Origin of the sequence: Pseudomonas sp. B8(2017) (assembly GCF_002113575.1) — a bacterium.
Classification (GTDB): domain Bacteria; phylum Pseudomonadota; class Gammaproteobacteria; order Pseudomonadales; family Pseudomonadaceae; genus Aquipseudomonas; species Aquipseudomonas putida_Z.
In genome coordinates this window covers 45,329-67,105 of the sequence record NZ_NEIO01000017.1, presented here as the reverse complement: position 1 = coordinate 67,105, position 21,777 = coordinate 45,329, and the positions used below count along the sequence as shown (strand labels likewise).

The window sequence follows — 21,777 nt, the reverse complement described above, 5'->3', positions numbered from 1 at the left end:
GGTGATAGACAATAAGTGACCAAACTGTAATATGGTCACATATCTTCTCCGTCGCCTGTCCGGGAACAAACCATGCCACCCAAACGCCCGCTTGCCCTGCTCGTCCTCGCCAGCCTCTCGGCCGGCTGCACCGTCGGCCCCGACTACGCTCAAACGGACACGCCGCTGCCGCAGCAGTACCAGGGCCAGGCGGCAGTCGATCGACGGCAGGCCAGCACCAGTGCCGACTTTGCTGCCTGGTGGGCGGGGTTCGGCGACCCGCAACTGACCCACTTTGTGACCCTGGCGCTTGAGCAGAACCTCGATCTCACCCAAGCCACTGCCCGCGTGTCTCAGGCTCGTGCAGGATTAGAGGCCGCAAAAGCAGCATTAGTGCCATCCGGCTCTGTCGGCAGCCAAGCAGCCAGAGCCTACCAGTCGGTGGAGACCCCGTTGGGCCAGGTACTGAACTCGACACCTGACTTTGACCGCTACGGCAACACCTATGAAGCTAATCTAGGCGCCAGTTGGGAGCTGGATGTGTTCGGTGGACTGCGCCGTGAGCGCGAAGCGGCACTGGCCGATTACCAGGCTTCGAAGGCAGGCGCTGCCGCCACACGACTAGCAGTGGCGGCGCAGACTGCCGATATCTACATCATCATCCGCGGGCTACAAGCTCGCATCGCCGTTGCACGTCGGCAGGTACAGACGCAAGAAGAGCTGCTGGCGACCGTACACCTGCTGCATGACCAGGGGCTGGCAGCCGAGTTGCAGGTGCATCAGGTCGAGGGCGCGCTTGCCCAGGTGCGGGCATCCGTCCCCGTGCTGGAAACGGGCCTGGACACGGCGATGAACACATTGGATGTGATACTGGGCTCAACGCCAGGCACGCACCGCGCAGAACTTGCCAAGGTGAAAGCCATTCCGCTCGCCCCGCAGATTGCAGCAGTGGGATCGCCGGGCGAACTGCTCAGACGCCGGCCCGACCTGATTGCGGCCGAACGCCGCCTGGTCGCTGCGAACGCACGGATTGGCGCCGCCATCGCCGAGTATTACCCCAAGCTCTCCCTGAGCGGGCTGATCGGCAGCGCGACCTCGATGTCGTCCGGCAACCTGTTCGGCAGCGGCGCCAGCCAGGCCTCCGGTGTGCTAGGCCTGCGTTGGCGGCTGTTCGACTTCGGCCGCATCGACGCGCAGATCGACCTGGCCAAGGGCCGGGAAGCCGAGAGCCTGGCGGCGTACCGACTGGCCGCCCTGCGTGCCACCGAAGACGTGGAAAATGCCTTCTCAGCCCTGGTCAAGCGTGAAGAGCAGGCGGGCCTGCTTGAGCAAGGTGTGGATTCGCTCGCCCGTGCACGACAGGCGTCCTTTGCCTCCTACCAGCAAGGCGTCGTCAGCCTGATCGAAGTTCTACAAGCGGATGAGAGCTTGCTGCGCGCCTCCGATACGAGAGCCCAGGCGCAAACCGAATCGGCCCGTGCCGCCGTCGCGGCGTTCAAGGCACTGGGTGGGGGTTGGTCTCCTCATCCTACCGAGGTGGCATCTAGATAAAAACAAACGAGTTGCGGCCGCCCTGGCTTTGTTGGCTCAACAGCTGCAGTGCAAACCGCCCGGGCGCCCCCTTTAACAGGCGAGCCAATTTTCTCAGGAAGGCCATACCAAGAGGAAATAAGCATATGAGGCTGTCCACCCGCACCAAGGCTGAAGCTACGCGAGAAAGGATTGTCGAAACGGCATCAAGCCTGTTCCGCAAGCATGGCTACTCAGGTGTGAGCGTAGGCGACGTTATGGCTGCCGTGGGGCTGACTGTAGGAGGCTTTTACAAGCACTTTTCGTCGAAGGAGGCTTTGGCCGCGGAGGCCTGCGCCCGATCCTTTCTCAAGGCACAGAAAACCTGGAGCACGGTCCTGGCAGGTAGCTCGCCAGATTCGGCTCCAGCGCTGCGAAATCTGGCGCAGTGGTACCTCGCAGAAACCGCCAAGGAAACGACCTGTCCGATTGTTGGCCTCAATCATGATGCAGCCACTATCCATAACAATTTAATAGTCGAGGCTTATAAACAGGGTGCCAGGCTGCTGCTTGATACCTTACTGGAGGCTTCGGCCGGCGAGACCTCGCTCGACCGTTCGCGAGATCAGGTGTTGCTCCTGTTTACCGCACTCATAGGCGCAAAATTGCTTGGCAGGGCTGCTGGAAACGAGCCTTGGGTCGAGGAAATCCAGCGTGTAGTGCTTAGCCAACTGAAGTAAATCCATCGTCCTCATTGCGGATTCCACGCTGACTCGGACACCGATTCCACGGCCCTCCGCAGAAGGGAGCCATTGCACTCGCTCACCCCGCAAGCTAGCCCATGCCCCTCAAAATGGGCATGAATGGTTTCTATGCCGCTTTCGGGGTCTTGCGTTACGTTGATCCTGCCTGTGAGTAGCCATCGTCGCCTTAAGGAAGCAGCATTTCGTGTGGTGCCATGCAGATCCTTGCCATTGGCTGGATTCAGTAGAATGCGGAGCTCGAAAAATCTATAAATAGTTACAAACAGTAAGACATTGAATTACAGGAATAAAATCAATACTAACGGTTAGTAAGGGTCCGGATGCGTTGCAATCGATCAACGCGAACACCTGGTCACTGCGCATGGTCACGCACGCTATAGCGGACCACGCCCCAGATCACCAGGTCATCACCTTCCATAACATACCTCGGCGGATAGGCCGGGTTTTCAGACTGCAGGATCACCACACCATTACGCCGATACAGCCGCTTACACACCGGCTCTGTATTGATGGCCGCGATTACGATGTCACCGTGCTCGGCATCGCGACTACGGTCTACGATCAGTAAATCCCCGGAATAAATGCCGGCGCCCTGCATGCTATCGCCCTCAACCTGCACCAGGTACCTATGCGGCGCCCGGAGATCAAATAGCTCGTCCAGGGAAATGTGCCGCTCGAGGTGATCCGCCGCCGGCGAAGGAAAGCCTGCAGGCACGCGGAACGAATACACCGGCAACTGCGTGGGGCCACCGATTGGCGCTCCTAGAAATGTGATGGACATGATGGACGGCTCGGCAAACTGTATAAACATACAGTTAACTGATAGATCACGCTGCGGTCAATGTCGGAGCAAGAGGATCCCGATAAACGTGAGAGGGTTGGTAGGTGCGGAAAGTAATCGTTCTACGAGGCAATGGATGTCTACCTCAACCAGCTGGCCCTAGACCTGGTGATCAATGGATATGACCAATGAACGTATCAACCGCTATAACGTCGCGCAGTCACGCGGGTCAAGTTGATCCGGCAGAAGGCTGCAGGTCTGCGTATAGATCGAGTCCAGACGCATGCCCTGCACTCTTGGTAAACTAGCCGCCTGCCCTGGCAATCACCGATCTCCTGCCGCCGACTTTTGCTACGTCGCGCCCTCGGTTTGCTACAAACACCCTCGAAATTGCTGAATTTGGTACAAGACACGTTGAACGATATGACCACAAACCCAGGCTCTAACCCAGCAACCACGCGCCCTGAGCCTTCCCGTCGCTTCAGCGTTGCACCTATGATGGACTGGACAGACCGCCACTGTCGCTTCTTCCTGCGCCTGTTTTCCAAAAACACCCTGCTGTACACCGAAATGGTCACCACCGGTGCCCTGCTGCACAACGACGCCCACCGTTTCCTGCGCCACGACGTCTCCGAGCACCCGCTGGCGCTGCAACTGGGCGGCAGTGTGCCGGCCGACCTGGCCGCCTGTGCCCGCCTGGCCGAGGAGGCTGGCTACGACGAGGTCAACCTCAACGTCGGCTGCCCGAGCGACCGGGTGCAGAACAACATGATCGGCGCCTGTCTGATGGCCCACCCGGCGCTGGTGGCCGATTGCGTGAAAGCCATGCGTGACGCGGTGTCGACCCCGGTGACGGTCAAGCACCGCATCGGCATCAATGGCCGCGACAGCTACGCCGAGCTATGCGACTTCGTCGGCCAGGTGCGCGAGGCAGGTTGCCGGAGCTTTACCGTGCATGCGCGCATCGCGATCCTGGAAGGTTTGTCGCCGAAGGAGAACCGTGAGATTCCGCCGCTGCGCTATGACGTGGCGGCGCAGTTGAAGGCGGACTTCCCGGACCTGGAGATCGTGCTCAACGGCGGGATCAAGACCCTGGACGAGTGCCAGGCACACCTTGAAACCTTCGATGGGGTGATGCTGGGGCGCGAGGCGTACCACAACCCTTACCTGTTGGCCGAGGTGGACCAGCAGCTGTTCGGCAGCGAGGCGGCGGTGGTCAGCCGCAGCGAGGCGCTGGCGCAGTTGCGGCCTTATATCGTCGCGCACATGGAAAGTGGTGGCGCGATGCACCACGTTACCCGGCATATTCTGGGGCTGGCCCAAGGGTTCAAGGGGGCGCGGCGCTTCCGCCAGTTGCTGTCGGCGGATATCCACAAGGCGGCGGAGCCGCTGGCGGTGTTCGACCAGGCGGTGGAGTTGTTGCAGGGGCGGTAACCCGGCCCGAGCATCTGACGCGGTCGGGTGTAGGAGCGGCCTTGTGTCGCGAAAGGGCTGCAAAGCAGCCCCGGCAATTTGTGCATCAGCGGCGAAGCCCTGGGGCTGCTTTGCAGCCCTTTCGCGACACAAGGCCGCTCCTACAAGGGGTCGCGACAGCTTCAGACGTGTGCATACGGAACCTCGGGGCCGCTTGCGACTCGAAACCTCACCTTTCGCACCGCGCTTCGCGAGCCCTTGAGTGGCCGTCGGGGCTCGGGTAATGTCGAGTCATTGCACAGGACAGAGCACGCCCATGACCTCCAAGCTGGAACAACTCAAGCAGTTCACCACCGTGGTCGCCGACACCGGGGACCTGGACGCCATCACCCGCCTGAAACCGGTCGATGCCACCACCAACCCGTCGCTGCTGCTCAAGGCTGCGGCCATCCCTGGTTACGCCGATCTGCTCAAGCAGGTAAAGGCCGATGCCAAGGGTAATGTCGACCTGGCCTGCGACAAGTTCGCAGTGGCCGTGGGCTCGGGCATCCTCAAGGTCATCCCGGGGCGTATCTCCACCGAGGTCGATGCCCGCCTGTCGTTCGATGAACCCGCGCTGCTGGCCAAGGCACGCAAGCTGATCGAGCTGTACGAAGCCGCTGGCATTGGCCGCGACCGCGTGCTGATCAAGCTGGCCTCCACCTGGGAAGGCATCCGCGCCGCCGAAAAGCTGGAGAAGGAAGGCATCCAGACCAACCTCACCCTGCTGTTCTCCTTCGCCCAGGCCCAGGCCTGCGCCGATGCCGGGGTGTTCCTGATTTCGCCGTTCGTGGGCCGTATCTACGACTGGTACAAGAAGAGCACCGGCAAGGAATACGTGGGTGCCGAAGACCCGGGCGTGCAGTCGGTCACTCGCATCTACAACTACTACAAGGCCAACGGCTACAACACGGTGGTCATGGGCGCCAGCTTCCGCAATATCGGCCAGATCGAGCAGCTGGCCGGCTGCGACCGCCTGACCATCAGCCCAGAGCTGCTGCAGCAGCTCAGCGACGACCAGGGCAGCCTGCCGCAAGTGCTGAAGCCGGGCAATGCCGGCGAGCCCAAGCAACAGCTGAACGAAAGCCAGTTCCGCTGGGCCATGAACGAAGATGCCATGGGTACCGAGAAACTGGCCGAGGGCATTCGCCAGTTCGCGCGGGACCAGGAGAAGCTGGAGAAGTTGATGGCTGAAAAGGCCTGATACATTTCGGGATTGCCTGACGGGCGGGAAGTGTTCAGCATTTTCCGCCCGTTTTTCGTCTGGCCCCCATCAAGTGCCGGGCTTTAGCAGTTTGTTGAATTCAATGGCCCTATCGCCGGCAAGCCAGCTCCCACAGTTACTGCACAGCCTTCGAGATCAGCGCTGTACCTGTGGGAGCTGGCTTGCCGGCGATAGGGCCGGTTAGCCCTCAGAGCTGTCGATGACCTCCTCTACCCCATTGCCCCTCGTACTCGCCGGCCCGGTACTGCGCCGCCTGGAACCTCAGCGCCTGGCCATCTGGCTGGTCGCCACGCAACCGCTGCAACCCGAATTCATCTTCCCGGCAAGCGAGGCCCAGGTCGATTGCCTGGTGGTGGCGGTGGGCCAACACGCCTTCATCCATCTGCTGGACATCCACTTCGCCCAGCCGCTGCCCTGCAACCAGCTGCTCGACTATGACCTGCTCATCAACGGCCAGGGCATCGCCGGCTGGGCGCCGCACCTGCTCTACCCCGGCGCCCGGCGCCCAAGCCTGGTGCTGCGCGATCGGCTCGACCACCTGCTGCACGGCTCCTGCCGCAAGCCACATTTTCCGGCCGCCGATGGCCTGCTCTGCGCCGACCGCCTGCTGCAGGCCTGCGAAAGCCCCGCGGACCGCCCCGCCGTGCTGCTGATGACCGGCGACCAGGTCTATGCCGACGACGTCGCCGGCCCGATGCTGCGCGCCATCCACAGCCTGATTGCGCGCCTGGGCCTGTTCGACGAGCAACTGGAGGGCGCGGTGGTGCCCGACAGCCAGGCGCTGTACCAGCACCCGGCCTGCTATTACCACCGCGCCGACCTGCTGCCGGCCCAGGAACGCAACGAAACCCTGCGCGAGCGCTTTTTCGGCGGCAAGCGCAAGCCGATCTTCTCGTCCAGCAACGCCGACAACCATCTGGTGACCTTCGCCGAGGTCATGGCCATGTACCTGCTGGTGTGGTCACCGGTGCCCTGGCAACTGGTGAACCTGGACATGCCCAACGGGCTCACCGCACCGCGCCAGGCCCGTTACCGGCAGGAGCTGCCGCTGATCCAGGCGTTTGCCGACAACCTCGGCCAGGTAGCGCGAGTGATGGCCCACCTGCCGTGCCTGATGATCTTCGACGACCACGACATCACCGACGACTGGAACCTCTCGGCGCTGTGGGAAGAAACCGCCTACGGCCACCCCTTCTCGCGGCGCATCATCGGCAATGCCCTGCTCGGCTACCTGCTGTGCCAGGCCTGGGGTAACGACCCGCAGGGTTGCAAGCCCCTGGTCGGGCAATGCCAGGCGTTGAACAGCCAGACCCAGGATGAGCTGATCGGCGCACTGCTGCGCTTCCAGGGCTGGCAGTTCAGCCTGCCCACCAACCCACCCTTGCTGGTGCTGGACACCCGCACCCGCCGCTGGCGCAGCGAAAGCAGCCTGGCCAAGCCGTCCGGCCTGCTCGACTGGGAGGCGCTGAGCGAGTTGCAGCAAGCATTGCTGGACCACCCGTCGGCGATCATCGTGTCGCCTGCGCCGATTTTTGGCGTGAAGCTGATAGAGACGGTGCAGAAGCTGTTCAGCTGGCTGGGCTACCCGCTGCTGGTGGATGCCGAGAACTGGATGGCCCATCGCGGTGCAGCGCAGGTCATCCTCAACATCTTCCGCCACTCGCGCACGCCGGGGCACTACGTGGTGCTGTCCGGCGACGTGCATTACTCGTTCGTCTATGAAGTGCTGATCCGCCACCGCCAGCGCAGCCCGCACTTGTGGCAGGTGACCAGCAGCGGGATCAAGAACGAATTCCCGCGGCGCTTGCTGGATGTGCTCGACCGGCTCAACCGCTGGCTGTATGCGCCACGCTCGCCGCTCAACTGGTTTACCAAACGGCGGGAAATGGAGGTGGTGCCGCGTACGCCCAGCCATAGCAAGGCTGGCGAGCGGTTGTGGAATGGCGCGGGGTTGGGGCAGGTGTTCTTCGATGAACAGGGACGGCCGGCGCGGGTGTATCAGCTGGATGCGGGTGGGGGTGAGGCTACCGAGTTTGCGCGGCGGGGGTGATCAGGCAGGTAATGCTTGTTGGCCTTGCCGGCCTCTTCGCGGGCATGCCCGCTCCCACAGGATCACCACAGGTTTCGAATGCAGCGCAGTACTTGTAGGAGCGGACGTGCCCGCGAAGAGGCCGGTACAGGCTGAAGATCAGGTCCGCTCCAGCGCATTGACCAGGTCATGGAAGGCTTCGCGGTTAGAGTCGTTCAGGCCCATGAGGATCTTGTGCGCCTCCAGCACCTTCGAGCGCACCACGTCTTCGTTCTGGTCCTGGGACGGCAGGTCGGTCAGGCATTCCGGGCACGGGATCGGCCGATCGACGATGTTGAACACCTGATCGAAGCCCATCGACTGCAACAACCGGGAAATGTCCGGGTTGGTGGTGACCACGGTCGGCAACAGGCCCACCTTCTGGCGCGACAGGATCGACAGCTTGGCCAGCAGGCCCAGGGTAGTGCTGTCGATGCTCTCGGTTTCGGTCAGGTCGATGACAATCGCCGAGAAGTTCAACGCGGTGAAAATCTTCTCGATCGTCGCATCCAGCGCCGAACACAGGGTCAGGCGCACTTCACCGACGAATTTCAGGACGAAGGTACCGCTCTGCTCGGCGAACTGGATTCTACCGGTACTCATTGAAGGTTCCTGCTCAACACCAATAGGGCGATATCATCCGGCATCTCCCCAAGCGTAGCCAATCCAAATCGTTGACGCAGCCCATCCAGGCTGCCACCTGCTGCCCTGACGATTTCCGGCAGGGCGGTTTCTTTATCTTTGAGCGTGTCACCCGGCAAAAGGTCCAGAATGCCATCGGACATCAGGCTGAGGCTGAACTGCGGCGGCAGCTCCACCACCAGGTCCTGGTAGGTGGCCTCGTCGAACAGCCCCACCGGCAGGCCGCGGCCTTCCAGGTAGCGGGTGTGCTCGGGGGTGTGCAGCACCGGCAGCGGCAGATGGCCGCCAACGGCGTAAGTCAGCAGGCCGGTGTCTTCATCGATCACCCCGCCAACCATGGTCACGTGCTTGCCCAGCTTGCAGTTGATCAGCCCGCGGTTGATGTGGCTGAGCACCTGCGAGGGTTTGAACTCGCGCATCTTGCTGCCGCGCTTGAATTCGAACAACAGCCGCGTGGTCATGAACTTCAGCAGCACGGTGACGAACGCTGACGACGCGCCATGCCCGGAGACGTCGGCGAGATAGAAAGCGATGCGCCGTTCGTCCACCCGGAAGTAATCGGCAAAATCACCCGACAGGTATAGCGACGGGATGATCTGGTGCTCGAAGGCGAACTCGCCGGCCACCCAAGGGCTTTCCGGCAGCATGTTCATCTGCACCTGGCGACCGGCGGTCTGGTCCTCCTGCAGCAGGTGCAGGCTGGCCTCCAGTTCGCGGTTGGCGGCTTCGAGCTTGTCGCGGTAGCGCTGGTTTTCCAGCACCAGGCGCGAGCGGTCGAGGGCGCGGCGCACCGAATGCTCGAGCACGGCCAAGTCTTCCAGCGGCTTGATCAGGTAGTCGGCAGCGCCCAGGCGCAACGCTTCCACCGCATCGCTCATGACGCCGGCACCGGACACCACGATCACCGGCAACTGCGGGGCGCGCTCGCTGACCTGGCGGATCAGTTCGAGGCCGCCCATCTGCGGCATGCGCAGATCGCAGATCACGAGGTCGGGCTGGTGTTCTTCGAAGACCTGAAGCCCCTGCTGGCCATTGCCGGCCTGGAGGACGCTGAAGCCACTGTCTTCAAGATAGGCGGCGAGGCTTGCACGGACCACGTCGTCGTCATCGATGATCAGCAGCGTTGCACTGGTTTTCTGCATGTGGGCGAACGGCGCCGATTTAGGTTGGTGCAGCGGTGTCGGCAAGGCAGACGGCCAGCTACGGGAATTCTTTGTGGTCACACTCTACTTTGAGTTGTAGGACAAGATCACCTGCCCGGCAACTGTCCGGCAACTGTGAGAGCTACCTTGTAAGGCGCAGACGGTACTCCCATCCGGCAGGCGTTTCAAGCATGCAAGGGTCGACCCCGCCGCACTTTACAGGGCAAATCACCGGGAGTTATAAGAAAGTCGACCAGCGCAACCCGATGGGAAGGATGCAGCATGCCCCACACGCCCTCCAGCCATGGCGAGAAACGCGATTTCATCCGCATGCGCATCGACACCGAGGTCAGCCTGCTGCACGAAGGCCAGGTGATCGCGGCAGTGTGCCTGGACCTGTCCAGCGGCGGCATGCAGGTGCAGGCACCGCAGCGCTTCCACGTGGGAGACCATATCGAGGTACGGATCGAGTCCGACCACCCGGCGCTGAAGGGGCTGCACGCCAGCACCGAAGTGGTGTGGATTGCCGACCAGCCGGGCGGGCAGCAGAAGTTCGGGTTGCGGATTCTGGCGATGCATTGATGGGCCTGCTGGGCCCCCCTGCAGGAGCGGCCTTGTGTCGCCATGGGCTGCGCAGCACCCCCGGATTCAGCTTCGCCGCATGAATTGCCGGGGCCGCTTTGCGGCCCTATCGCGACACAAGGCCGCTCCTACACGGGGACTGCGCAGGACCAAGCACGCGCAGGATCAGAAGTCGTCTTCGACCTCGCCATCCTTGACCTTGAACTCGCGGTTCTGCAGGTAGGCATTGCGAATGAAGATGTACTTGTCACCCTGGATCAGCTTCTCTGCCGACAGCAGGTCGGCGCGGGTGTCGATGATGTCCAGGGCGAAGATCGAATTGCGCGTCGGCACATGGTCGATGTAGCGGTAGGGTTTGGTGTAGGTATCCGGGTACTTGGCCACGCCGTCACGCACGGTGCTCGGGCCCAGCAGCGGGATGACCACGTACGGGCCGCTCGGCACGCCCCAGTAGCCGAGGGTCTGGCCGAAGTCCTCGTCGTTGCGCTGCAGGCCCATCTTGGTACCCACGTCGAAGAAGCCACCCAGGCCGAAGGTGGTGTTGACGATCAGCCGCGCCGTGTCCACGCCCGCAGCATGGGGCTTGAACTGCAGCAGGTCGTTGGCCAGGTTGGTCACGTCACCCAGGTTGCGGAAGATGTTGTGGATGCCATCTTCGAGGAACTGCGGGGTGACCGCCTGGTAGCCCTTGGCCAATGGCTTGAGGGCATAGGTGTCGAGGGTATCGTTGAAACGGAAGATCGGGCGGTTGACCGCTTCCCAGGGATCTTCCTCGGTGGCGGCCTGGGTGGCTGCCACGGGCGCCAGCAGCATGCTGGCGCAGACACAGGCCTGGGTGACTCGTTCGATCACACTGGCACCGATCCTACGCATAGGTGTTTCTCCATCGAATTTCTCGGCCGCAAGCGCAAACGGGTGCGCTGCTGTACGGCGGCAGTATAGAGGCTTGCGGGCTGATAAACAGCTTTACACATCTCTGCTCAATATTTTGTGAACAACTGTTGCGCGGTGCCCGTTGTCACAGGGCGGTAACAATCGCCGAATAGCCTGCGGACTATTTGAGGGAAGTTGCCATGGACGCTGCACCCGCCTTCACCGCTGTGCTGTTCGGCTTGCGCGGCTGCCTGGTGCAAGCCGCCAATGGCGCCCCCTCGCCCGCCCCCGGCGCCCTGGCCACCCTCGCCAGCCTGCGCCAGCGCCAGGTGCCATGCATCTGGCTGGACGACCTCGACGCCACTCAAAGCAAGCGCCTGGCCCATGTACTGCCTGCCTGGCTGCCTGGGCATTCGGTGAACGGCGTGCGCTGGCCGGCGCCAAATGCCTGCTGGCAAGCCCTGATGACACTGGACAGCGAACGCCTGGACGGCTGCGTGCTGGTCAGCGGCGACCCACGCCTGCTGCAGTCCGGCCTGAACGCGGGGTTGTGGACGGTAGGGCTGGCAGCCTGCAGCCCGTTCTGCGACCGCAGCTCGCGGCAATGGCAAGCCATGACTGCGCAGGAACAGGACCTGGCCCGTGGCAAGGCGACGCTGGAACTGTTCAGCCTGGGCGTGCACTCGGTCATCGACCACCTGGAGGCGCTGGACACCTGCCTGCAGGACATCGCCCAGCGCCGGCGCAAGGGCGAAAAACCCTGATACAGCACCTTTGACGCGGATCATGCAAAGCAACGGCAGGTGGATTACGCTGAAGACAGGCCAGAACCTTTGCCGCTTCGCTGAGGTCCATGGCTTGCCAAGCCATTGATGGAGAACTGCCAATGCCTGCCCGCGAATTGCAAGAGCGCCTGAACAGCTTGCGCGAGCAACTGGATCGCAACGTGCCGCTTTCGGACGAGGAGCTGGCCGCGCTGCACGAAGAAGCGCGCCAGATCGAGGCGCAACTGAAGCTTGAGGAAGCCACGCCAGACAACAACCTGGTGGACGGCGTGAACCTGGCGATCGAACGCTTCGAGGCCGACCACCCCGACCTCACCGCCACCCTGCGCAGCATTGCCAACTCGCTGCACAGCATGGGGATCTAGAAATACTGGGGCCGCTTTGCGGCCCTATCGCGACACAAGGCCGCTCCTACAGGTACAGCGCATGCCTCAAATCTTGCGCTGTACCTGTAGGAGCGGCCTTGTGTCGCGATAGGGGCGCGAAGCGCCCCCCGGCGTACTTGCGAACCTTACTGCCGAACCAGGCGCTTGTTGTCCGGGCTGATCGCCCCCGTGCTGCGGTAAGGGTTGATATCCAGTCCACCCCGGCGCACATAGCGCGCATACACCGTCAAATGCTCCGGCTGCAGCAGGTTCTTCAAGTCCAGGTAGATCCGCTCCACACACTGCTCGTGGAAGTCGGCATGCTGACGGAAGCTGATCAGGTAGGTCAGCAGGCTGGCATGGTCCAGCGCCCTGCCCTTGTACTCGACCACCACGCTGCCCCAGTCCGGCTGGCCGGTGACCGGGCAGTTGGACTTCAGCAGGTGGCTGTGCAGGGTTTCTTCCACCTGCCGCTCCGGGTTGCAGCGCAGCAGCCCTGGCTGCGGCTGTTCATAGTTGCTGATGGCAACGTCCAGCGCATCGATGCAATGCCCCGGCAAGGCCACCACGCCTTGGGCCTCGACCTCGGCCAGGGTGCGCACTTTCACGCCGACCGGCTTGCCGGCGGCCGCGGACAAGTCTTTCTCCAGGCACGCCTGCAGTTCGCCAAGCGAAGCGAACACCGTCTGGTTCAATGAGTTCAGGTACAGCTTGAACGACTTGGACTCGATGATGTTCGGCGAATCGGCGGGGATGGCGAACTCGCCGATCGCCACCACCGGCTTGCCCGACGGCAGCAGCCAGCTCAGCTCGAAGCAGTTCCAGTAATCCACACCCTGCCACGGCAAGGTCTGGGCGGTAACGCCCAGTTCGGCCCACTTGGCGGTACGCGGAATCGGGAACAGCAGCTCCGGAGAATAGGTGGCAATGTATTCGCTGGACTTGCCCAGCGGGGAATGTTCGGCAGCGGGATGCATGGAAACTGACCTGAAGGTTCGAAATTGCCCCTAGTCTACCGGTTTTGCACCCCGCCTTGGAGCGCAAGTCAGCGGGATTACATCTTCGTCAGTTTGGGGCGAGCGGGTGCATCGTCACGTATCATCTCAGCATCACCCGGTCCCTGTAGGAGCGGGCTTGCCCGCGAACACCGGCGAAGCCGGTGCCATACAGCGCGTTGCATGCTTCGCGGGCACGCCCGCTCCCACAGGTTCCCTCGCTGCCACCTGGAGTCCTGCCGCTTAATGAAACTGCTGATCGTCGAAGACCAGGCCCGTACCGGCCAGTACCTGAGCCAGGGCCTGAACGAGGCCGGCTTCGCCACCGAACTGGCCACCGACGGCGAGACCGGCCAGTTCCTCGCCCTGACCGGCGACCACGACCTGCTGATTCTCGACGTGATGCTGCCCGGCCGTGACGGCTGGCAGATCCTCCAGGCCGTGCGCCAGGCCGGTCTGGACACCCCGGTGCTGTTTCTCACCGCCCGCGATGCCGTGGAAGACCGGGTGCACGGCCTGGAGCTGGGCGCCGATGATTACCTGGTCAAGCCGTTCGCCTTCTCCGAACTGCTGGCGCGGGTGCGCAGCCTGCTGCGCCGGGGCACCAGCCCCAGCCAGGACACCACCCTGGGCCTGGCCGACCTGCGCCTGGACCTGATCCGCCGCCGCGCCGAGCGCGCCGGCCAGCGCATCGACCTGACCGCCAAGGAGTTCGCCCTGCTTGAACTGCTGCTGCGTCGCCAGGGCGAGGTGCTGCCCAAATCGCTGATCGCCTCGCAGGTGTGGGACATGAATTTCGACAGCGACACCAATGTGATCGAAGTGGCGATCCGCCGCCTGCGCCTGAAGATCGACGACCCACATCCCAACAAGCTGATCCATACCGTACGCGGTATGGGCTATGTACTCGAAGAGCGTACTGAGTGATGCGTCGGGTCTCCCTCGGCAGCCGCCTGGCCCTGCTGTTCGCCGCCTGCACCGCCGCTGTCTCGCTCGGTGCCGGCCTGATATTCAGCCGGGCCAGCGAGCAGCACTTCGTCGAACTGGACCAGCAACTGCTGGACTCGCGCCTGTCGCTGTTCCGCACCCAGCTGGCCGGCATCACCACCCCGGCCGAGCTGCAGACGCGCCTGCCCGCCTTGCGCGATGAACTGGGCCACCAGGCCGACCTGGCCCTGCGCATCAACGGCAGCGACGGCGCCACCTGGTTCGAAAGCCGCACAGGCCTGCCGCGGACGCCACTGCCCGACGGGCTGGCAACCCTGCATGCGCAAGGCACCGACTACCGCAGCCTGGCCGTGCACCTGGCGCAAGGCGCCCCGCAGTCGCCACAACTGACCCTGTACCTCGACATCACCCATCACCAGCACTTCCTGCAGGGCATGCAACGGCTGATCTGGCTGACGGTGGGCCTGTCGGCGCTGGCCACGGCGCTGCTCGGTGCCTGGGCTGCACGCCGCGGGCTGCGACCGTTGCGGCAGATGGGCCAGGTGGCTGCCAGCGTATCGGCGCGCTCGCTCACCACACGCCTGCCGGTGGCACAGATGCCCGAAGAGCTGGCCGAGCTGGCGACGGCCATGAACGCCATGCTGCACCGCCTGGACGATGCCTTCCAGCGCCTGTCGGCATTCTCCGCCGACATCGCCCACGAGCTGCGCACGCCGCTGTCCAACCTGCTGACCCACACCCAGGTCACCCTCACCCGCCCGCGCAGCCTCGAAGAGTACCGCGAAGCCCTGCACGGCAACCTCGAGGAGCTGCAATGGATGGCGCAGATGATCAACGACATGCTGTTCCTGGCCAAGGCCGACCATGGCCTGCTGGTGCCGGGGCAAGCACCGCTGGTGCTGCATGAGGAGGTGGATGCGCTGCTGGAGTACTACGCGCCGCTGGCAGAGGACAGCGGCGTGCAGATGCTGCGCGAGGGTGAGGCGCTGCTGCAGGGCGACCGGCATATGCTGCGCCGGGCGCTGTCCAACTTGCTGGACAATGCCTTGCGCTTCACCCCGTCGGGTGGGCAGATAAAGGTGACATTGGGGCCAGGGCCGAGGATTGGCGTGGCCAATACCGGGGCGGCTATCGAGCCGGCAGTGTTACCACGGTTGTTCGACCGCTTCTACCGGGTGGACCCGGCGCGGCGGGAAGGCAGTAGCGAGCATGCCGGGTTGGGGTTGGCGATTACCCGGTCGATCGTGCAGGCCCATGGTGGGCGCATTCAGGCGGAGTGTGCGGACGGTTGGACACGATTCGTGATCGATTTCACTGAAGGCCGGTGACATCAGGGCTGCTTTTGCAGCCCATCGCCGGCAAGCCAGCTCCCACAGGTACAGCGCATGCCTTGGGCTTGATGCAATCCTGTGGGACCGACCGTCTTGTACTGCCTGCACCGGCCTCATCGCTGGCAAGCCAGGCTCCTACAGGGACTGCGCAGGGCTTGAGGCCGATGCGGTCGGGGTGGGAGCTGGCTTGCCGGCGATGAGGCCCTCAACAGTTACTCAAACTGCCAGGCCAATCGCCGGCTGCACCTGCGATGCCCGATAAGCCGGATAAATGGTCGCCAGGAAGCTCATCACCAACCCGGCAGTGCAGATGATCGCCACATCGCCCCACTGCAGCTGCGACGGCAAGCTGCTGACGAAGTACACATCCGAAGTAAAGATGTGCTGCCCGCTCACCCGCTCCAGCCAACCGACGATCTGGCTGACGTTGAACGCCGCAATCACCCCAAGCACGCCACCGATCAGCGTCCCGACAATGCCGATCAGGCTGCCCTGGACCATGAACGTGCCCATGATCTGCGCCGGCGTGGCGCCCAGGGTACGGAGGATGGCGATGTCCGGGCCCTTGTCGTTCACCACCATCACCAGGGTGGCGATGATGTTGAACGCTGCCACCGCGATGATCATCAGCAACAGCAGGCCGATCATGGTCTTTTCCATCTTCATGGCGCTGAACAGGCTGCCCTGGGTATGCGACCAGTCATCGGCACGGTAGGCATCGCCCAGCCCGGCAGCGATGGCCTTGGACACCTGTGGTGCGGCATACAGGTCGTGCAGTTTCAGGCGCACGCCCTGCACCTGGCCCGGCGCCCAGCGCTGCATGGCGCCGGCATCGTCGACGTGGATGTAAGCCTGCGAGCCGTCCAGCTCGGCGCCGACCTTGAAGATGCCGACCACGGTCAGGCGCTGCATGCGCGGGGTGATGCCGCCCGGCTCCTTGCTGATTTCCGGCACGATCAGGGTCAGTTTGTCGCCGGTATTCAGGCGGAAGCGCCGCGCAGTCAGCTCACCGATGACCACGCCGAACTCACCCGGCTGCAGGTCCTGCAGGCGGCCCTGGACGATATGCTGGCCGACGATCGAGACCTTGCCCTCTTCAGCCGGGTCGATACCGCCTACCTGGATCGGCTGCATCGCGCCCTTGTACGACAGCATGCCTTCCATTTCGGTAATCGGCGCCGCTGCCATCACCGCCGGGTCGCGCATGGCCGCGTCGGCCACCTTGTGCCAGTCGTCCAGCGGCTGCACGCCGAGGATGGCGGCATGCGGCACCAGGCCGAGGATGCGCGAACTCATTTCGCGCTGGAAGCCGTTCATCACCGACAGCACCACGATCATCGCCAGCACGCCCAGCGACAGGCCGATCATCGAGGTCATCGAGATGAACGAGATGAAGTGGTTGCGGCGCTTGGCTCGGGTGTAGCGCGCACCGATGAAGATGGGCAAGGGTCTGAACATGTACGAAATCACCCAATGAAAACAGGAAAACGGAGCGGCACCGGCCACCCCGTGCAGTCGATCAGATCGCCACCAGGTGGCCGTCGTCGAGCTTCAATACACGGTCCATCTGGCGCGCCAGGTTGAGGTCGTGGGTGACCACCAGGAACGCCGTGCGCGACGCACTGGACAGTTCCTGCATCAACTCCTGGATGCCCTGGGCGGTGTGGTGGTCGAGGTTGCCGGTCGGCTCGTCGAGCATTACCAGGCCGGGGCGGTTGACCAGTGCCCGGGCAATCGCCACCCGCTGGCGTTCACCACCGGACAGTTCGGCCGGCTTGTGGTTGAAGCGGTGGGCCAGGCCCACGCGCTTGAGCAGCGCCTCGGCACGCTCACGGGCCTCGGGGATTGGCGTGCGGCCGATCAGCAATGGCATGCACACGTTCTCGATGGCAGTGAATTCCGGCAGCAGGTGGTGGAACTGATAGACAAAGCCCAGCTCGCGGTTGCGCAGCAGGCCACGGGCACGCTCGCCCAATGCCGACAGCTCCTCGCCGGCCAGCCAGACGCTGCCCTGGGTCGGCCGGTCGAGGCCGCCCAGCAGGTTGAGCAAGGTACTCTTGCCCGAGCCGGAGCTACCCACGATGGCTACCCGCTCACCGGCGTGCAGCTCGAGGTTGAGCCCCGACAGCACCTGCACCGATTCCGGGCCCTCGTCGTAGGACTTGCCCAGGTTGCGGCAACTCAGAACGGCTTTATCACTCATGCGCGACTCACTCATAACGTAGCGCCTCTGCAGGCTGGGTGCGGGCCGCACGCCAGGCCGGGTACAGGGTGGCGAAGAAACTCAGGACCAGCGCCGCACCGCAGACCATGTACACATCCTGGGCCTGGATCTGCGACGGCAGGTAATCGATGAAATACACGTCGGCGTTGAGGAACTTGTGCCCGATCAGTTTCTCGATGCCGGCGATCACCGCGCTCACGTTCAGCGCGGCGACGATCCCGACCACGGCGCCGATCAGGGTACCGATCACCCCGATCACCGTGCCCTGGACCATGAAGATGAGCATGATCTGCCCGGGCGTGGCGCCCAGGGTACGCAGGATGGCGATGTCGCCACGCTTGTCGTTGACCACCATCACCAGGGTGGAAATGATGTTGAACGCCGCCACCGCCACGATCAGCAGCAACAGCAGGCCGATCATGGCCTTTTCCATGCGGATCGCCTGGTACAGGTTGCCGTGGGTACGGGTCCAGTCACGGCTGTAGAACTCCTGGTCACCCAGGCGCTGGGCGATGTCCCAGGCCACCCGTGGCGCCTGGAACAGGTCATCGAACTTCAGGCGCAGGCCCTGGACCTGGTCGGGCTTCCAGCGGTGCAGGCGGGACAGGTCGCTGATGTTGGTCAGGCCCAGGTAGCCGTCGATCTCGCCCGCGCCCACGTGGAAGGTGCCGACCACGGTGAAGCGCTTCATGCGCGGGAACATGCCGGTCGGGGTCACGCTGACCTCGGGGGCGACGAAGGTGAGCTTGTCGCCGATGCCCACGCCCAGCTTGGCCGCGGCCTTGTCGCCGATCATGATGCCCCACTCGCCCGGCGCCAGCTGGTCGAGGCGGCCTTGCAGGACGAACTTGTCGATGATCGACACTTCGCGCTCGCGGGCCGGGTCGATGCCGTTGAGCAGCACCTTCTGCACCTTGCCTTCATGGGTCAGCAGGCCCTGCATCTGGGTGAAGGGCGCAACCGCCACCACCTGCGGATTCTGCTTTACTTGTTGGGCAAGGGCCGGCCAGTCGGCAATGGGCTGGCCGCTCTCCAGCGTGGCATGCGGGATCATGCCCAACACGCGGGTGCGCATCTCGTGGTCGAAACCGTTCATCACCGAGAGCACCACGATCATCACCACCACGCCCAGGGCGAGGCCGATCATCGAGGTCAGGGAAATGAACGAGACGAAGTGATTGCGACGTTTGGCACGGGTATAACGCGTGCCGATGAATGCGAAAAGAGGTCTGAACATGTCGGGGCTTGTTCGGATGAAAGGGAACGTCCTTGTGGCGAGGCGCCTACGGCGGCTTTACACTCGGACCACCGCCGCTACCTTGGGTTCGCCATGACGACATTAGACGAAGAAGATCGCCGCGAATACTACCGCATCGAAGATCGGATCGCACTTCAAATAAGCCCCCTCAGCGCGGCCGAAGCCCTTGACCCAGATGTGTTGCAAGATGATTCGCCACTATTCAACCTGCTCAGCGAACTGCACCTGTCCGACTTCGAGTCGCAGCACCTGCTGCGCCAGCTGAGCGAAAAGGACCGCACCCTCGCCGCCTTCCTGCGCGCGCAGAACAAACGCCTCGACCTGCTTAGCGCGGTGGTTGCCCAGACCCTGATCGGCGAAGTTGGCCAGCCCCAGCCGGTGGTCATTTCCGAGGGCGGCATCGAATTCGCGCAAGCCGCAGCGGTGGCCCCCGGCACCCGAGTCAAGGTGAAGATGGTGCTGATGCCGCGCGCCCACGGCCTGCTGCTGCGCGGCAAGGTAACCCATTGCGACCCGCGCCCGGAGGGCGGCTTCGAGGTCGGCACCGAATTCACCGACATGACCGACGCCCAACGGCAACTGCTGGCTCGCTACATCCTGCAGCGCCAGCAGCAGCAACGACGCCAGCAGCTGGAACAGAACGACCCCGCCACCTGAGCCCATTTTTCTCTGATTTGAAGGAACGAACGTGACCCTGATCTACGGCCACCGCGGCGCCAAGGGCGAAGCGCCCGAGAACACCCTGAAGAGCTTCCAGCAATGCCTCGCCCATGGCGTGACCCGCTGCGAGCTGGACCTGCACCTGTCGGCCGACAACGAGCTGATGGTGATCCATGACCCCACCCTCAAGCGCACCACCGGCAAACGCGGCAAGGTGGTCGAGCACCCGGCCGCCGAGCTGGTCAAGATCGATGCCCGCAAAGGCGGCCCGGGCCACGTCCAGCCCTGCCCGATCCCGAAACTGGAAGAACTGTTCGAGAAATGCCCGTTCGAGCACTGGCAGCTGGAGGTGAAAAGCGCCTCGCGCACCCGTGCCGCCACAACCGTGCTGGCAATCCGCGAACTGGCCCAGCAGTACGGCCTGCTGGACAAGGTGACCATCACCTCCAGCTCACGCGAAGTGCTGGGTGCCGCCCTGGAGCTGGTGCCGGACGTCAAGCGCGGGCTGGTGGCCGAATACGCCTGGCTCGACCCGCTGAAAGTGGCGCAGAACTACGGCTGCGAGCTGCTGGCGTTGAACTGGACACTGTGCACCCCCGAGCGCCTGCTCAAAGCCCAGGGCCAGGGTTTGCACGTGTCGGTGTGGACGGTCAACGAACCGGCACTGATGCGCCGGCTCGCTGATTTTGGCGTGGACAGCCTGATTACAGACTTTCCCGGTTTGGCCAAGACCACCCTCGGGCAGGGTTGAAATCGGTCTCTCCGACCGGCTCAGGCCACCGGTCGGAGCCGCTCAAAAAAGCCGGTTCAGGCCGTCGTAGGCAGCTACCCGATAGGCTTCGGCCATGGTCGGGTAGTTGAACGTGGTGTTGACGAAGTACTTCAGGTTGTTCTGCTCACCCGGCTGGTTCATGATCGCCTGGCCGATGTGGACGATCTCCGAAGCCTGGTAGCCGAAGCAGTGCACGCCAAGGATTTCCAGGGTTTCGCGGTGGAACAGGATCTTCAGCATGCCCTGCGGCTCACCGGCGATCTGCGCGCGCGCCATGCCCTTGAAGAAGGCCTTGCCCACTTCGTACGGCACCTTGGCCTGGGTCAGTTCCTGTTCGTTGCGGCCGATCGAGCTGATCTCCGGAATGGTGTAGATGCCGGTCGGCACGTCGTTGACGAAGCGCCAGCTGCCATTATCGACGATGCTGCCAGCGGCAGAGCGGCCCTGGTCATGAGCGGCACTGGCCAGGCTCGGCCAGCCAATCACGTCGCCGGCACCGTAGATGTTCGGCACGCTGGTGCGGTAGGCCTCGTCGACCTCGATCTGGCCGCGGCTGTTGACCTTGATACCGATGTTTTCCAGGCCCAGCTTGTCGGTGTTGCCGGTACGGCCGTTGCACCACAGCAAGGCGTCTGCCTTGATCTTCTTGCCCGACTTCAGGTGCAGGATCACCCCGTTGTCCAGGCCTTCGACGCGCTCATACTCTTCGTTGTGGCGCACGGTGATGTTGTTGTTGCTGAAGTGGTAGCTCAGCGCCTGGGAAATTTCCGAGTCGAGGAAGCTCAGCAACTGGCCACGGTTGTCCACCAGCTCTACCAATACACCCAGGCCGCTGAAAATCGAGGCGTATTCGCAACCGATCACGCCGGCACCGTACACGATCAGCTTGCGTGGGGTGTGGCTGAGGCTGAGGATGGTGTCGCTGTCGTAGACGCGCGGGTGGTGGAAGTCGATGTCGGCCGGGCGGTACGGGCGCGAGCCGGTGGCGATGATGATGTGCTTGGCGTTGAGCTTTTCCACCACGCCGTTCGGGCAGACCACTTCGACGGTCTGCTCGTCGGCGAAGCTGCCGGTGCCGAAGAACACGTCCACGCGGTTACGCGCGTAGTAGCCGGTGCGCGACGCTACCTGCTTGGCGATGACCTTCTCGGCGCTTTTCAGCACGTCCGGGAACGAGAACCAGCGCGGCTCACCGATGGCACGGAACATCGGGTTGGTGTTGAACTGCATGATCTGCCGCACCGAGTGACGCAGTGCCTTGGACGGGATGGTGCCCAGGTGGGTGCAGTTGCCCCCGACCTGGCGACGGCTATCGACCATCGCCACCTTGCGCCCTGCTTTGGCGGCGTTCATTGCCGCACCTTCTCCGGCCGGGCCGGAACCCAGCACCACTACGTCGTAGTTGTAGACAGCCATGCGTAC

General features: G+C 63.4%; 21 protein-coding genes. 12 read left to right on the top strand and 9 right to left on the bottom strand.

Annotation, left to right across the window (positions count from 1 at the left end; genetic code table 11):
• Nucleotides 1-72: 72 nt before the first annotated feature.
• Together CAG22_RS20865 and CAG22_RS20860 are read left to right on the top strand one after the other, a co-directional pair.
• The gene (locus CAG22_RS20865) at nt 73-1,530 is read left to right on the top strand and encodes an efflux transporter outer membrane subunit (protein WP_085706064.1); all 1,458 of its coding nucleotides are present in this window, start codon (nt 73-75) and stop codon (nt 1,528-1,530) included.
• 125 nt (nt 1,531-1,655) lie between these two features.
• Nucleotides 1,656-2,228 carry a TetR/AcrR family transcriptional regulator gene (locus CAG22_RS20860; protein WP_085590664.1) on the top strand — a complete coding sequence of 191 codons (573 nt, stop codon included), beginning with the start codon at nt 1,656-1,658 and terminating at the stop codon, nt 2,226-2,228.
• Between the two features lie 376 nt (nt 2,229-2,604).
• Here CAG22_RS20860 and CAG22_RS20855 read toward each other — a convergent pair whose 3' ends face one another.
• Complete coding sequence (locus tag CAG22_RS20855; RefSeq protein ID WP_085706087.1) at nt 2,605-3,033, bottom strand: LexA family transcriptional regulator; 429 nt, start codon at nt 3,031-3,033, stop codon at nt 2,605-2,607.
• Nucleotides 3,034-3,456: 423 nt separating this feature from the next.
• Between CAG22_RS20855 and dusA the strand changes: the two genes are divergently transcribed.
• The 3 genes from dusA to CAG22_RS20840 all read left to right on the top strand — a co-directional run bounded on the left by dusA (nt 3,457) and on the right by CAG22_RS20840 (nt 7,760).
• A complete protein-coding gene (gene dusA, locus CAG22_RS20850) occupies nt 3,457-4,467 on the top strand; it encodes a tRNA dihydrouridine(20/20a) synthase DusA (RefSeq protein WP_085706063.1) in 1,011 nt (336 codons plus the stop codon).
• 295 nt (nt 4,468-4,762) lie between these two features.
• The gene (tal, locus tag CAG22_RS20845) at nt 4,763-5,689 is read left to right on the top strand and encodes a transaldolase (RefSeq protein WP_085589466.1); all 927 of its coding nucleotides are present in this window, start codon (nt 4,763-4,765) and stop codon (nt 5,687-5,689) included.
• Nucleotides 5,690-5,909: 220 nt separating this feature from the next.
• On the top strand, nt 5,910-7,760 hold the full coding sequence (locus CAG22_RS20840; RefSeq protein ID WP_085706062.1) for an alkaline phosphatase D family protein: 1,851 nt from the start codon (nt 5,910-5,912) through the stop codon (nt 7,758-7,760).
• Between the two features lie 138 nt (nt 7,761-7,898).
• Here the strand turns inward: CAG22_RS20840 and rssC are convergent, their stop codons facing one another.
• Both rssC and rssB read right to left on the bottom strand, forming a co-directional pair.
• The gene (gene rssC, locus CAG22_RS20835; protein ID WP_013971741.1) at nt 7,899-8,381 is read right to left on the bottom strand and encodes an anti-sigma factor antagonist RssC; all 483 of its coding nucleotides are present in this window, start codon (nt 8,379-8,381) and stop codon (nt 7,899-7,901) included.
• Nucleotides 8,378-9,562 carry a two-component system response regulator RssB gene (gene rssB / locus CAG22_RS20830; RefSeq protein ID WP_015269551.1) on the bottom strand — a complete coding sequence of 395 codons (1,185 nt, stop codon included), beginning with the start codon at nt 9,560-9,562 and terminating at the stop codon, nt 8,378-8,380. The genes rssC and rssB overlap by 4 nt, the downstream gene beginning before the upstream one ends.
• A gap of 282 nt (nt 9,563-9,844) precedes the next feature.
• On the opposite strand from rssB, the gene CAG22_RS20825 reads away from it, so the two are divergent.
• Nucleotides 9,845-10,144: a PilZ domain-containing protein gene (locus tag CAG22_RS20825; protein ID WP_025338339.1), complete on the top strand. Its 300-nt coding sequence runs from the start codon at nt 9,845-9,847 to the stop codon at nt 10,142-10,144.
• Between the two features lie 165 nt (nt 10,145-10,309).
• Here CAG22_RS20825 and CAG22_RS20820 read toward each other — a convergent pair whose 3' ends face one another.
• Entirely contained in the window at nt 10,310-11,017 is a 708-nt protein-coding gene (locus CAG22_RS20820) for a VacJ family lipoprotein (RefSeq protein ID WP_015269550.1), read from the bottom strand.
• Between the two features lie 200 nt (nt 11,018-11,217).
• On the opposite strand from CAG22_RS20820, the gene CAG22_RS20815 reads away from it, so the two are divergent.
• Both CAG22_RS20815 and CAG22_RS20810 read left to right on the top strand, forming a co-directional pair.
• Nucleotides 11,218-11,781: a phosphonoacetaldehyde phosphonohydrolase-related protein gene (locus CAG22_RS20815; protein WP_085706061.1), complete on the top strand. Its 564-nt coding sequence runs from the start codon at nt 11,218-11,220 to the stop codon at nt 11,779-11,781.
• Between the two features lie 122 nt (nt 11,782-11,903).
• Nucleotides 11,904-12,167, top strand: a complete 264-nt coding sequence (locus tag CAG22_RS20810; RefSeq protein ID WP_004376395.1) for a DUF4404 family protein — start codon at nt 11,904-11,906, stop codon at nt 12,165-12,167.
• Nucleotides 12,168-12,313: 146 nt separating this feature from the next.
• Here CAG22_RS20810 and queF read toward each other — a convergent pair whose 3' ends face one another.
• Nucleotides 12,314-13,144, bottom strand: coding sequence for an NADPH-dependent 7-cyano-7-deazaguanine reductase QueF (gene queF, locus CAG22_RS20805; protein ID WP_085706060.1), 831 nt, complete (start codon nt 13,142-13,144; stop codon nt 12,314-12,316).
• A 264-nt stretch (nt 13,145-13,408) separates the two neighbouring features.
• Between queF and cinR the strand changes: the two genes are divergently transcribed.
• Both cinR and CAG22_RS20795 read left to right on the top strand, forming a co-directional pair.
• Nucleotides 13,409-14,089 carry a two-component system response regulator CinR gene (cinR, locus tag CAG22_RS20800; RefSeq protein ID WP_025338336.1) on the top strand — a complete coding sequence of 227 codons (681 nt, stop codon included), beginning with the start codon at nt 13,409-13,411 and terminating at the stop codon, nt 14,087-14,089.
• Complete coding sequence (locus CAG22_RS20795; RefSeq protein ID WP_085706059.1) at nt 14,086-15,438, top strand: heavy metal sensor histidine kinase; 1,353 nt, start codon at nt 14,086-14,088, stop codon at nt 15,436-15,438. The genes cinR and CAG22_RS20795 overlap by 4 nt, the downstream gene beginning before the upstream one ends.
• A gap of 219 nt (nt 15,439-15,657) precedes the next feature.
• Here the strand turns inward: CAG22_RS20795 and CAG22_RS20790 are convergent, their stop codons facing one another.
• From CAG22_RS20790 to CAG22_RS20780, 3 genes are all read right to left on the bottom strand, one after another.
• On the bottom strand, nt 15,658-16,899 hold the full coding sequence (locus tag CAG22_RS20790; RefSeq protein WP_085589453.1) for a lipoprotein-releasing ABC transporter permease subunit: 1,242 nt from the start codon (nt 16,897-16,899) through the stop codon (nt 15,658-15,660).
• 61 nt (nt 16,900-16,960) lie between these two features.
• A complete protein-coding gene (gene lolD, locus CAG22_RS20785) occupies nt 16,961-17,644 on the bottom strand; it encodes a lipoprotein-releasing ABC transporter ATP-binding protein LolD (protein ID WP_169774647.1) in 684 nt (227 codons plus the stop codon).
• A gap of 7 nt (nt 17,645-17,651) precedes the next feature.
• On the bottom strand, nt 17,652-18,902 hold the full coding sequence (locus CAG22_RS20780) for a lipoprotein-releasing ABC transporter permease subunit (RefSeq protein WP_085706058.1): 1,251 nt from the start codon (nt 18,900-18,902) through the stop codon (nt 17,652-17,654).
• A 93-nt stretch (nt 18,903-18,995) separates the two neighbouring features.
• Here CAG22_RS20780 and CAG22_RS20775 point away from each other — a divergent pair, with 93 nt between their 5' ends.
• Nucleotides 18,996-19,580, top strand: coding sequence for a PilZ domain-containing protein (locus CAG22_RS20775; protein WP_085706057.1), 585 nt, complete (start codon nt 18,996-18,998; stop codon nt 19,578-19,580).
• Between the two features lie 31 nt (nt 19,581-19,611).
• Nucleotides 19,612-20,334: a glycerophosphodiester phosphodiesterase gene (locus CAG22_RS20770; RefSeq protein WP_015269542.1), complete on the top strand. Its 723-nt coding sequence runs from the start codon at nt 19,612-19,614 to the stop codon at nt 20,332-20,334.
• Nucleotides 20,335-20,376: 42 nt separating this feature from the next.
• Here the strand turns inward: CAG22_RS20770 and sthA are convergent, their stop codons facing one another.
• Nucleotides 20,377-21,771, bottom strand: a complete 1,395-nt coding sequence (gene sthA, locus CAG22_RS20765; RefSeq protein ID WP_015269541.1) for a Si-specific NAD(P)(+) transhydrogenase — start codon at nt 21,769-21,771, stop codon at nt 20,377-20,379.
• Between the last annotated feature and the right edge of the window lie 6 nt (nt 21,772-21,777).